Below are 11,586 nucleotides of genomic sequence, written 5' to 3'. Positions count from 1 at the left end.
CTTGCTGCTAGCGGCCGGCCGCAGAATCAACGCGACAGCCACGCAGGCCGCATCGGTCTGCCGCTTCAACAGGGGATTTTCATGAGCTTTTCCAGCGTGTTCGCGCGCATCGTCGCGCTGATCGGCGGAGCTGCGCTGGTCTGGCGGCGGATGTCGGAAACCCAGCCACAACCGGCCTGGGGCGGCGCGCCGCAGATTCCGGAGGCCAAGCCGCAAGGCGCCATCCCGACCCTGAAGATGCCGACCGCGCGGGGCTGGCGCGATGGCGAGAAGCCGGTTACGGCGCCCGGACTGAAGGTCGACGCATATGCCAGCGGGCTCGACCATCCGCGCTGGATCAACGTGATGCCGAATGGCGACGTGCTGATCGCCGAGGCAACGCAGATCGCCGGCCCGCCGCGGAGCGTGTTTCACTACGCGATGCAGGCAACGATGCGGCGCGCGGCAGCGCTCGGCGTCAGCGCCAACCGCATCACGCGACTGCGCGATGCGGACGGCGACGGCGTCGCCGAGCAGCGCGGAACGTTCATGGAAGGACTGAGCCAGCCGTTCGGCATGGCGCTGATCGGCGACACCTTCTATGTCGGCAACACCGACGGCGTGGTCGCATTTCCCTACGTCGCGGGCGCCGAAAGCATCAAGGCTTCGGGACGCGAGCTCGTCACCTTCAAGCCATCCGGACACTGGACGCGCAGCCTGCTGCCGAGCGCCGACGGCAAGAAGCTCTATGCCGGCGTCGGCTCGCTCAGCAACATCGCCGAGATGGGCATGGAGGTCGAGGAAGGCCGCGCCGCTGTCTACGAGCTCGATCTCGTGAACGGCACGAGCCGCATCTTCGCGGGGGGCCTGCGCAATCCCGTCGGCCTCGCCTTCGAGCCGAGCACAGGCGTGCTTTGGACCGTCGTCAACGAGCGTGACGGGCTCGGCGACGAGACCCCGCCCGACTATCTGACCTCGGTGCGCGACGGCGGCTTCTACGGCTGGCCTTACTGCTATTGGGGGCAGACGGTCGACGATCGCGTTCCGCAGGATGCTGCGATGGTCGCAAAGGCGATCACGCCAGATTATGCGCTCGGCGGACACACGGCTTCGCTTGGCCTGTGCTGGATGCCGGCCGGCACCCTGCCCGGCTTCCCCGACGGCATGGTGATCGGCCAGCACGGCTCCTGGAATCGCTCGACGCTGAGCGGCTACAAGGTGGTGTTCGTGCCGTTCGAGAACGGCAAACCCTCCGGTCCTGCCCGCGACATCCTGTCGGGATTCCTCGCACCCGACGAAAAGGAGTCCTATGGCCGGCCGGTCGGCGTCGCGCTCGGGCCTGACGGCTCGCTGCTGGTGGCCGACGACGTCGGCAACGTCATCTGGCGCGTGACAGGCGCGTAAACGCGCTCACGTGCCCACGCTGAGCGTGGCGCGCTGCTTGCGCAACAGGGCGATCACGGACAAGGCCGTGATCATGCCGGTCTTCGGGTTCTCCGAGGGGATGTTCTCGATTGCCATCGAGAAGCGCGCGGAATCCGCCTCCACCTCGATGCGATGCACGTTGCGCGTCACGGTCGGATCGGCCCAGATCTCGACCATGGTGCGATCGGGGCCGATGCCTGCCAGCGACAGCGCGACCGCGACGTTGAGATTGGCCGGAAAGCCCTTGGCCGCCTCCCGCGCGGTGCCCGCGAACAGTCTGAGCGGCTCGCGCAAATTGTCGATGTCGATGCCGTTCTGCACGATGAACGGCGCACCCTTCAGGCCGTCGATCGGCTTGCGCGTGACCATCCTGACCGAATGGATGGTGCCAACGGCTGCCGCGTTGACCGCGTCAAGGCCGATCAACGCACCGGTCGGCACGATGATGCGGCCGTGATGAGCCTTGGCGAGATCTATGAGGTCGGAATTGTCGAGCAGCGCGCCAACGCTGACGACGATCGCCGCCTTCCCTCGCCTCACCACCGGCTCGACGATGCTGCGTAGCAGATGGCTCGGCGCGCACTCGACGACGATATCGGCCACCTCGGCGAGCTGCGCGACGGGCATGATGGATGGCGGCTGGCGCAGGCCGCTCAGAAATGCGCGATGCTTGTCGGGCTCGCGCGCGGCAATCGCCGACAGGACCAGACCCTCGATACCGCGATCGAGCTCGACGGCGATCTTCGTGCCGATCGAGCCCAATCCCGCGATGGCAACCCGCAGGTCCTTTCGATGATCGGCCATGCGCAACTCTCCTTCGCAAGGCCTTTCATAGCGCAGGCATCGCCTGCGCGCAAAGCAGCAGCGGCTCGGCTTACTGCTCGAAGGTGCGCACGCCGTGAATGCCGGCATCGGTGCGGATCATCCGCCCCTTCTTGCCGTCGGACGAGACGAAGATATCCCAATGCGCGGTGCCGCCGGGCTGGCCGTCCATGATCATGGCGCCGGTGCAATCGGCGTTGACGATATATGTGCCCTGAAGTGTCTCGCGCGACGGGGTGGTCGTCTGGCGGATCGAGGTCTGCTTGCCCGAGAACCTGCCGCTGCCGTCGAAATTGAAGACACCGTAGTGCACGTTTGTGCCCCGTCCGTCGAAGACATAGGCACCCTGCAGCTTATCCACCGCGCATCCCGCAGCGGCGTAGGTTGGAGAGATCGAAGCGCACGCCAGAATCAGACCGCCGATTGCAGAGCCTGCCAACATCCGATTGAACTGCATAATTCCCCGCCGTTCCCGTTGAGAGAAGGCGAGGACACGCTCAAATTGAGGCGCAAAAAAGGACGCGCGCCGCCTTCCCTCAAGCCGCCACGTTCGCCAGGAAGCGGTCAACCGACGAGCGCAATTGCATCGCCTGGTTGGAGAGATCGTGCGCGGTGGCAAGCACCATGTCGGCCGAGCGGTTGGCGTTGTCAGTCGCCTCCGCCGTTCCGGCGATGCTGCGTGCAACAACGGCAGTGCCGTTGGCCGCCTGGCCGATGTTTCTGGAGATCTCGCCGGCCGCGGCATTCTGCTGGCCGACGGCGGCTGCGATGCGGCCGGTAAAGCTGTCGATTTCGCCGATGATCAGCGCGATGGCGCCGACATTGTCGACGGCGTGGCGCGTTGCCGACTGCACCTCGGTGATTTGCGAAGAGATATCCTCGGTCGCCTTCGCAGTTTGAGTCGCAAGCGCCTTCACTTCGGAGGCGACGACCGCAAATCCCCTGCCCGCTTCGCCGGCGCGCGCAGCCTCGATCGTCGCGTTGAGCGCGAGCAGATTGGTCTGCCCGGCGATAGTACGGATGAAGCCGACCACCTCGTCGATCTGCTGCGCGGCGACGGCCAGCCGGCCGATGGTCTGGTTCGCGGCTTCCGCCATGCCGGAAGCGCGCTGCACGATCGTGGTCGCATCGGCAAGCTGGGACGTGATCGCTTGCACGGATTCGCCGAGCTGACTGGCCGCGCTCGCGACCGTCTGGACGTTGGTCGAGGTTTCCTTGGCGGTCGAGGCCGCCTCGTTCGACTGCGTGCCCGCAGTGCGCGCGGTGGAGGCGAGGTTTTGCGCCGTGTCGGTCAGTTCGCCGGTCATGCGGTCGGTATTGCTCAGCACAGCGCTGAAGGCGGAGCGGAAGGCATCTATCTCGGCTTCGAGGCGCTGGCGGCGGTTGCTCTGCTCGGCGCTGCTGTGGTCCTTGGCCGCGATCAGCGCGAGATCATCGTCGGCACGAGCCTTGAGGCTCGCCTGCATGACAGCTAGCGATTTCAGGAGACGGCCGAGCTCGTCGCGGCGACGCACAGAGATCTCATCGGTGAAATTGCCGGCCGCGACGCGTTCGGCAACCCGGACCGCGGCCGAGATCGGCCGGCTCATCGAATAGGAGAAGGCGAACGCGATGATCAGCCCGATCACCACCGTGCCGACTGCGACTGAAAGCATCGTGGTGCGCGCCTGCTCCACCGACCCTTCCGCCGCGGTGCGATATTCGTAGCCATAAGCCGCAACCAGCTCGACGAGATCGTCGATCGAGGCCATCAGGCGATCACCCTGCTCGGCGAGCAGAAAACTCGTCGGAATCTCCGTCACCCCGCCGGGCGATGGTTTGAGGATCTTGAGCGCGGCGCCGGACCAGCCCTTGAGCAGGCCCTCGGCCTTCTCGCGCGCCGCTGCAACGGGCGGCGAAGGCGCACGTTCACGCACCACGTTGAGATCTTCGAAGCTGCTACGCACCAGACTTTCGAATTTCGTGACCATGTCGCCGGAAGTGCCAGCAACCAGGCTGCGCTGGAGCACGAGGCGCGCCTCGTGCAGGGCTGCATGCGCGGAGCGCGCGTGGTTGATCCCCATCAGCGGCCCGTCGTAGAGCTTGACCACCATGTCGCCCGAAGTGCCGATGGCGCGGATGCCGTAGAAAGCGATCGCGCAGGCGAGGAGGACCACGACGCTGAAGGCACCGAAAATCTTGTAGCGAATCGACATCATCAATCTCCGGCGCCCAGCGGGCCCGTTAGTCCGTCACCTTGACCATCATCTTCATGCGCGGATGGATCGCGCAGATTACCTGCACGTCACCAGCTTCCTTGAAGGAAACGTCGGTCGAGGTGCCCGGCGCCTGCGAGCCGAGATTGAACTCGTTGCCCTTGCTGGCCGACATGATGTTGTGGGGCACCGTATCGTCATTGAGGAACGTGAGCGCCTCGCCCTTCTTGACCGAGATGCTTTCGGACGAGAAGACGCGGCCCTGCTGGTGGATCACCTCCGTCGCAGCGTAGGCGCCGACCGAAAGACCACAGATGATGACACCGGTGAACAGAGCGAGTGTACGCATGGGAATATCCTCTTGAAGATCGTTGCTAGCGTGGAAGGACCGGCACGGCCGTTGGGCTGAGTTCGCTGGTCAATGTCTTGAGGAAGGCGACAAGGTCGGCCTTTTCCTGCGCCGTCAGTCCGAGCGGCCGCATCAGGTCCGAGCGGCTGGGACGATCGACGCCGGCATGGTCGTAATGGTCGATCACCTGCTCGAGGGTCGCAAGCGAGCCGTCATGCATATAGGGGCTGCGACGGCCGATCTCGCGCAAGCCCGGCGTCTTGAAAGCATGCTGCATCTTGACGACACTGGGCAGATATTCGCCGCGACCGACATCCATGCTCGGCAGGCCGATATCCTGAAAACCTTCGTTGGTGAAATTCCAGCCCTCGTGGCAGGCGGCGCATTGCGCCTTGCCGTTGAACACGGCGAAGCCGCGCTTGGCGTCTTCCGAGATCGCCTTCTCGTTTCCGTCGATCCAGGCGTCGAACGGCGCGCGCTCCGAGACGACGGTGCGCTCATAGGTAGCTATGGCCTGCGCCAGTGTCTTCGCCTTCATGCCTTCGCCGGGAAAGGCCGCGTCGAACAACGGCTTGTATTCGGGAATGCTGGAAAGGCGCGCCAAGAGATCGTCCAGCTTCATGTTCATCTCGCCGGGCGATTGGATCGGGCCGAGCGCCTGCTCCTCGAGCGTCGGAAGACGCCCGTCCCACATGAAGATCGCGCTCCAGGCCGCGTTGACGATGGTCGGTGAATGGCGGCCGAGCTTCGCCATGCCGTGACCGACACCGACGGCGAGCCCGTCGCCCCAGCCGAAGCCGGGACTGTGACAGCTCGCGCAGGACTGCGCTGAACTCACCGACAGGCGCGTGTCGAAATAGAGCTTCTTGCCGAGCGCAGCCTTCTCGGGCGTATACGGATCATCCTTGGGAAACGGGATCGTGGTCGGCCGACGGTACTGCGCCTTCAGTGCATCGAGCCCGCCCGGCGCCTTCTGCGTGATCTCGACCTTCCGGCTTTCGCCGACCACGGCCGCGCCAAAACCGATGGTGCTGAAGCCGAGAACGCCGAGACCGGCCGAGGCGATCGTCGCCAGAAAGGCGATCGAGCGATAGGAGCCGCGCACCGGCATGCAATGTCCCCAAAATGGGTGCCATTTCCGACACCGAAAAAGCTTCGGCGCAACCAAACGCCAGAACGACAAGATGAGAATTAGAGGCGAAATGTTAAATTATGTTTCCCGCGGTGTGCCGCGGGAAAACAGGCAACCACCGTAAAAATACTGAAACAACGTGCATTATCCCAATAAGTGAGACGGCGCACGGCGCACCAAATGAAATGGCCGGGACAAGCCCGGCCATGACGAATTCCATCAACGTCAGCTTGTGAACGTTACTCCCACGACCACGCCGAGAAATCGTTCTCGAATTGCGGGACTTCCTTCCAGACGCCTTTCAGCTTCTTGCTGGTGATGGTGAGCCATTGCGGCTGGAACAGGAATCCGGCGACCGCATCGGTTGCCAGCATGCGCTGGGCGTCGCCGAGCAGCTTTGCGCGGGCCGCTTCATCCGGTGTCGTCACGATCTGCTTGTAGAGCGCGTTGAAGGCCTCGTTGTTGTAGCCGAGGTAGTAGTCCGGCTCGGTGATCTTCACGAGGTCGAACGGCTCGACATGGCTGACGATAGTGAGGTCGTAATTGTGCGGCCCATTCGGCGCGAACACCTGCGACAGCCACTGCGCCCACTCGACATTTTCGATCTTCGCGGTGATGCCGACCTTGGCGAGCTGCGCCGCGACGATCTCGCCGCCCTGCCGTGCATAGGGCGGCGGCGGCAGCTTGAGCGAGATCTCGAGCGGCGTGGTGACGCCGGCCTCGGCGAGCAGCTTCTTGGCCTTTTCCAGATCGTAGGGGTTGACGCCGGTGGTGTCGACATAGCCGAGCGAGCCTGGCGTGTAGAAGCTGCCGATCGGCGTGCCTAGGCCGTCCACGGCACCGTCGATCACCGCCTGGCGATTGATCGCGGCGAGAATGGCGCGGCGAACGCGAACATCGTCGAGCGGCTTCTTCTTTTCATTGATGGCGATGATGGTCTTGGCCTTGGAACCGCCAATTAGCACCGTGAAGCGCGGATCTGACTTGAACTGTGCGATGCTGCGGCTCGTTACGCGGGGAAACGCGTCGACGTCACCGGACAACAGGGCTGCGATCTGCGCAGCGGGATCGCCGATGAAGCGGATCGTCACCTTGGAGAGCTTGATCGCGGAGGCATTGCGATAGTCGGCCCATTTGTTGAGCGTGATCGAAGACCCCTTGACCCAGGCGCCGAGCTGATACGGCCCGGTGCCGACCGGCTGGGTCACGTTGGTTGGCGCACTCTTCGGCTCGACGATCGAGGCGCTCGCCTGCCCAAGCAGGAACGGCAAGTTCGGTTCGGAATATTTGACCGCGACCACGACCGTGTCGGCGTCCGGCGCGTCAACCTTCTCGAAGCTCTGGAACAGGCTCTTGTCCTTGTTGGTCGAGTTCGCAGCCGCGTTGCGCTCGAACGAGAACTTCACCGCCGCGGAATCGAACGGCTCGCCATTGTGGAATTTGACGCCCTTGCGCAGCTTGAACGTATAGGTCTTCAAATCGGGCGACGCCGTCCAGCTCTCGGCGAGCAGCGGCGAGACCGAGCCGTCCTCGTTGATCTTGGTCAGCGTCTCATAGATGTTGTAGAGCGTGACTTCGGCAATCGCCGCTGCGGCTGCGTTGGTGGGATCAAGTCCCGGCGGCTCGAGCGTCATGCCCATGATGACGCTGTCCTTCTTGCCTTGCGCCAGAGCCGGCAGCGAGGCCGCGGCAAAAACCGCGGTCAACGCGACAATGGTGAATTTCTTGAACATTTTTTCTCTCCCCGGCCATTGACCGATCAATCTATGCCAATCCGCAGCCTGACGCTAACCGACATCCGTCACGGCTGGCTGCGCCATCACCTGTTCGGCCTTGTGGCACGCCGCAAGATGCGTCTCTCCGATCCTGCGTAGCGCAGGGGCGGCCTCGCGGCAATGCTGGTCGGCGAGCGGACAGCGCGAAGTATAGGGGCATCCGGTCGCAGCTGATGATTGCGAGGCGATCGCCTGCGCGCCGCGGCGGCGGCGCACACGCCCGGCGTGTGTACGCGGCACGGCCTCCAGCAGCGCGCGCGTATAGGGGTGGGCGCAATGTTCGAACAGGTCCTCCGGTCGGCCCTGCTCGACGATCCGGCCGAGATACATCACCGCGACTTCGTCGCAGAGATAGTCCACGACCGCGAGATCATGGCTGATGAGAATGTAGCTCAGGCCGAACTGCTCCTGAAGATCCTGCATCAGGTTCAAGACCTGCGCCTGCACGGAAACGTCGAGAGCCGAGACAGGCTCGTCGGCGACGATCAGTTTTGGCTGGGTGATCAGCGCGCGCGCGATCGCGATGCGCTGGCGCTGGCCGCCGGAGAATTCGTGCGGATATTTGTCCATGTCGGCATCGCGCAGGCCGACCTGTCGCAGCACTGTGGAGACCCGCGCGCGCAGCGTCGTGCGATCGGTCCGCTCCAGCGCGGTGAGTGGCTCGGCGACGATCCGCGCGATCGTCTGGCGCGGATCGAGCGATCCGTACGGATCCTGGAACACCATTTGAAAATCGCGCCGCGCGCGGCGCAGCTCATCTGCGGGCAATCGATTGAGGTCGCGGCCGAGCAATTCTACCCGCCCCGAGGTCGGCCGCTCCAGCGCCATCACCACGCGGGCAAACGTCGACTTGCCCGAGCCGGATTCGCCGACCACGCCGAGACTCTTTCCGGCCTCGATCCGTACGCTCACGCCGTTGAGCGCCAGCACCTGGCCCGGTGGGCGAAACAGGCTTTCGCGCGGCAGCGTGTAGCGCTGCACGAGATCCTTCACATCGAGAAGCGGTTGCATGCTGCCAGTCATGCGGACACCGCACCGATGCGATCCGCCATTGACACATCCGTCCTGATGCAGCGCACGCCGTGGCCGGGTCCGACCTCCACCATCGGCGGAAGCGCGGAGCGACAGCGATCGATCACGAGCGGGCAACGATCGGCAAACGTGCAGCCCGACGGCAGATCGGCGAGCTCCGGGACCGTGCCGGCGATGGTCTTCAGCCGCGTCCCCTTCCGCGCGCCGAGCCGAGGCCGGGCACGGAACAGGCCTTGCGTATAGGGATGGCCCATGCGCCTGAACACGTCGTCGGTTGGTCCGCTCTCGACCACCGTGCCGCCATACATCACCATCATGCGCTCGACGTTCTCGGCGATGACGCCGAGATCGTGCGAGATCAAAATCATCGACATGCCCCGCTCCTCGACGAGATCGGCGATGAGGTCGAGGATCTGCCCCTGGATGGTGACGTCGAGCGCGGTGGTCGGCTCGTCCGCGATCAACAGGTCCGGCTCGCAGGCGAGCGCCATGGCGATGGTGACGCGTTGGCGCTGGCCGCCGGAGAATTGATGCGGATAGGCATCGACGCGCTTTGCCGCGTCCGGGAGGCCGACGCGGTCGAGCAAGGCGATCGCCTCGGCGCGCGCCTGTGCCGCCGAATAATTCTTGTGGCGCCGCAGCGGCTCGGCAACCTGATGCCCGATCGTGTGCATCGGATTGAGCGAGGTCATCGGCTCCTGGAAGATCATGCTGATGCGGTTGCCGCGCAGCTTGCAGTAATCCGCGTCGGAAAGTTTTACGAGCTCGCGGCCGTCCAGGCGGACGCTGCCCGTGACAGCGGCGCTCTCCGGCAATAGGCCCATCAGCGCGAGCGCGGTGACCGACTTGCCGCAGCCGGACTCGCCGACCAGTCCCAGCGTGTCGCCGCGCCTCAGGGAAAAACCGATGCCGCGAACGGCCTGCGCGGGGCCACGGCTGGTGTTGAGACGGACGCCGAGATTATCGACCTCGATCAGCGGCGAGTTTGCGGGATTGCCCATCATCATCGCTCCCGCGCCAGCCGAGGATCGAGCAGATCGCGCAATCCGTCACCGAGTAGATTGAGACCGAGAACGGCCACCGCGATCGCTGCGCCCGGATAGACCGCAAGCATCGGCGACTGAAACAGCAGCGTCTGCGCGTCGTTCAGCATGCGGCCCCAGGAGGGCTGCGGCGGCTGCGTGCCGAGCCCGAGATAGGACAGCGCGGCCTCGGCCAGGATCGCGAGCGCGAACTGGATCGTCGCCTGCACGATCAGGATCGACAGGATGTTCGGCAGCACGTGCTCGATGGTGATGCGAAAGGCTCCCTTCCCCGATGCGCGCGCCGCCAGCACGAACTCGCGCGCCCAGACTGCGTTGGCGGAGCCGCGGGTGACGCGAACGAAGATCGGAATCTGGAAGATGCCGATCGCCGTGATCGAGGTCAGCATGCCGGGGCCGACCACCGCGGCGAGCATGATCGCCGACAGCACGGCCGGAAAGGCGAAGGTGAAATCGCTCATGCGCATGATGAGCTCTTCCGTCCAGCCCTTGCGCGCGGAAGCGATCAGGCCAAGGCAGACGCCGAAGGTCAGTCCGATGCCGACCGCGATGATGCCGACCAGAATGGTCGAGCGCGCACCGATCAGCAGCAGCGAGACGATGTCGCGTCCGAAGGAGTCGGTGCCGAGCCAGTGCGAGAACGACGGCGGTTTGAGCTTCGAGGCGATGTCGATCTCGTAGGCCGACCACGGCGTCCACACCAGCGAGAGAAGCGCCGAGCCGACCACCAGAAGAACCAGTACGGTGCCGAGGACAAAGCTACGGTGGCGAAGCGCACGGCGCCAGAAGCCCGTCGCAGGCCGCGACGGCGCGGAAGTCGTCGGCAGGCCGACAGCGGCGGTCAGCGGATCACTCACAGGTCGTGGACCTTGATACGGGGATCGATGAAGGCATAGAGCACATCGACCACGAAATTGACGATGACGACCATGGCCGCGAGCAGCATCACGCAGTTGCGCACCACGATCAGGTCGCGATTGGCGATCGACTGGAAGATCAACCGGCCGAGGCCGGGCAGATAAAAGACGTTCTCGATGACGATGGTTCCGGCCAGGAGATTGGCGAATTGCAGGCCCATCACGGTCATCACGGGGATCATCGCGTTGCGCAGCACGTGGCTCCAGAGCACCTCGCGCTTGCCGAGCCCCTTGGCGCGCGCGGTGCGGACGAAATCTTCGCGCAGCACCTCCAGCACTGCCGAGCGCGTGACGCGGGCCAGGATCGCGGCCTGCACCACGGCGAGCGAGATCGCCGGCAGCAGCAGCGATTTGACGCCCGGCCAGATGCCATCGTCCCAGCCGGCAAAGCCGCCGGCCGAGAGCCATTGCAGCTTCACAGAGAACAGCAGGATCAGCAGAATGGCGAACCAGAAATTCGGCAGCGCGATGCCGACCTGGGTCAGCGACATCACACCGACATCGCCGAGCTTGTTGTGATTGGCGGCAGTGTAGATGCCGGCGGCGAGCGCGAGCGTCACCGTGATCAGCATGGACATGATCGCGAGCGGAATGGTCAGCACCAGCCGCTCCGCGATCAGCCCGGCGACGGGCGTACCGTAGACATAGCTGTTGCCGAGATCGCCCACCGCCATGCCCTTGACCCATTGCAGGTAGCGCACCATGAGCGGTTGATCGAGGCCGAGCTTGATGGTCAGCGCGCGCACCGCATCCGGTGAAGCATCGGCGCCCATCAGCATCTGGGCAGCGTTGCCCGGAAGCGCGTCCAGCACCAGGAAAATGATGAGGGACGCGCCGACCAGCGTGGCCAGCAAGGTCACAAACCGTCGTAAAACAAATACGCTCATGCGCTCACGAGCTCCGACGTCGTCCTGGCT

11 protein-coding genes are annotated in these 11,586 nt (G+C 64.5%); 1 reads left to right on the top strand and 10 read right to left on the bottom strand.

All coding sequences use genetic code 11. The annotated features are described in order from the left end of the window. Positions 1–81: 81 nt before the first annotated feature. Positions 82–1,383 (top strand): PQQ-dependent sugar dehydrogenase, encoded by a 1,302-nt coding sequence (locus ACV1FX_RS05920; protein WP_473116617.1) that lies wholly within the window; start codon positions 82–84, stop codon positions 1,381–1,383. 6 nt (positions 1,384–1,389) lie between these two features. Here the strand turns inward: ACV1FX_RS05920 and ACV1FX_RS05915 are convergent, their stop codons facing one another. The 10 genes from ACV1FX_RS05915 to ACV1FX_RS05870 all read right to left on the bottom strand — a co-directional run bounded on the left by ACV1FX_RS05915 (position 1,390) and on the right by ACV1FX_RS05870 (position 11,556). Further along, positions 1,390–2,208, bottom strand: coding sequence for an aspartate dehydrogenase (locus ACV1FX_RS05915; protein ID WP_473116616.1), 819 nt, complete (start codon positions 2,206–2,208; stop codon positions 1,390–1,392). A gap of 70 nt (positions 2,209–2,278) precedes the next feature. Continuing rightward, complete coding sequence (locus ACV1FX_RS05910; RefSeq protein ID WP_473116615.1) at positions 2,279–2,587, bottom strand: hypothetical protein; 309 nt, start codon at positions 2,585–2,587, stop codon at positions 2,279–2,281. 175 nt (positions 2,588–2,762) lie between these two features. Then, positions 2,763–4,421: a methyl-accepting chemotaxis protein gene (locus ACV1FX_RS05905; RefSeq protein ID WP_473116614.1), complete on the bottom strand. Its 1,659-nt coding sequence runs from the start codon at positions 4,419–4,421 to the stop codon at positions 2,763–2,765. Positions 4,422–4,449: 28 nt separating this feature from the next. After that, on the bottom strand, positions 4,450–4,770 hold the full coding sequence (locus ACV1FX_RS05900; RefSeq protein WP_473116613.1) for a plastocyanin/azurin family copper-binding protein: 321 nt from the start codon (positions 4,768–4,770) through the stop codon (positions 4,450–4,452). Between the two features lie 25 nt (positions 4,771–4,795). After that, a complete protein-coding gene (locus ACV1FX_RS05895) occupies positions 4,796–5,881 on the bottom strand; it encodes a cytochrome-c peroxidase (RefSeq protein WP_473116612.1) in 1,086 nt (361 codons plus the stop codon). A gap of 260 nt (positions 5,882–6,141) precedes the next feature. Further along, positions 6,142–7,635 carry an ABC transporter substrate-binding protein gene (locus ACV1FX_RS05890; RefSeq protein WP_473116611.1) on the bottom strand — a complete coding sequence of 498 codons (1,494 nt, stop codon included), beginning with the start codon at positions 7,633–7,635 and terminating at the stop codon, positions 6,142–6,144. A gap of 54 nt (positions 7,636–7,689) precedes the next feature. Beyond that, positions 7,690–8,688: an ABC transporter ATP-binding protein gene (locus ACV1FX_RS05885; RefSeq protein WP_473116610.1), complete on the bottom strand. Its 999-nt coding sequence runs from the start codon at positions 8,686–8,688 to the stop codon at positions 7,690–7,692. A gap of 8 nt (positions 8,689–8,696) precedes the next feature. Beyond that, positions 8,697–9,713 (bottom strand): ABC transporter ATP-binding protein, encoded by a 1,017-nt coding sequence (locus tag ACV1FX_RS05880; protein ID WP_473116609.1) that lies wholly within the window; start codon positions 9,711–9,713, stop codon positions 8,697–8,699. Then, the gene (locus ACV1FX_RS05875; RefSeq protein WP_473116608.1) at positions 9,713–10,609 is read right to left on the bottom strand and encodes an ABC transporter permease; all 897 of its coding nucleotides are present in this window, start codon (positions 10,607–10,609) and stop codon (positions 9,713–9,715) included. The genes ACV1FX_RS05880 and ACV1FX_RS05875 overlap by 1 nt, the downstream gene beginning before the upstream one ends. After that, on the bottom strand, positions 10,606–11,556 hold the full coding sequence (locus tag ACV1FX_RS05870; protein ID WP_473116607.1) for an ABC transporter permease: 951 nt from the start codon (positions 11,554–11,556) through the stop codon (positions 10,606–10,608). Before ACV1FX_RS05870 ends, ACV1FX_RS05875 begins: the two co-directional genes overlap by 4 nt. Between the last annotated feature and the right edge of the window lie 30 nt (positions 11,557–11,586).

The sequence above is a fragment of the Bradyrhizobium ingae genome (assembly GCF_055791185.1).
The sequence above is the reverse complement of the archived record's forward strand: the minus strand, read 5'-3'. Positions and strand labels throughout refer to the sequence as shown.

Bases quoted from the DNA above. Each gene is read 5' to 3' on its own strand.
- ACV1FX_RS05885 (WP_473116610.1), bottom strand. From the start codon at position 8,688: ATGCAACCGCTTCTCGATGTGAAGGATCTCGTGCAGCGCTACACGCTG.
- ACV1FX_RS05915 (WP_473116616.1), bottom strand. From the start codon at position 2,208: ATGGCCGATCATCGAAAGGACCTGCGGGTTGCCATCGCGGGATTGGGC.
- ACV1FX_RS05920 (WP_473116617.1), top strand. From the start codon at position 82: ATGAGCTTTTCCAGCGTGTTCGCGCGCATCGTCGCGCTGATCGGCGGA.
- ACV1FX_RS05900 (WP_473116613.1), bottom strand. From the start codon at position 4,770: ATGCGTACACTCGCTCTGTTCACCGGTGTCATCATCTGTGGTCTTTCG.
- ACV1FX_RS05905 (WP_473116614.1), bottom strand. From the start codon at position 4,421: ATGTCGATTCGCTACAAGATTTTCGGTGCCTTCAGCGTCGTGGTCCTC.
- ACV1FX_RS05890 (WP_473116611.1), bottom strand. From the start codon at position 7,635: ATGTTCAAGAAATTCACCATTGTCGCGTTGACCGCGGTTTTTGCCGCG.
- ACV1FX_RS05880 (WP_473116609.1), bottom strand. From the start codon at position 9,713: ATGATGGGCAATCCCGCAAACTCGCCGCTGATCGAGGTCGATAATCTC.
- ACV1FX_RS05870 (WP_473116607.1), bottom strand. From the start codon at position 11,556: ATGAGCGTATTTGTTTTACGACGGTTTGTGACCTTGCTGGCCACGCTG.
- ACV1FX_RS05895 (WP_473116612.1), bottom strand. From the start codon at position 5,881: ATGCCGGTGCGCGGCTCCTATCGCTCGATCGCCTTTCTGGCGACGATC.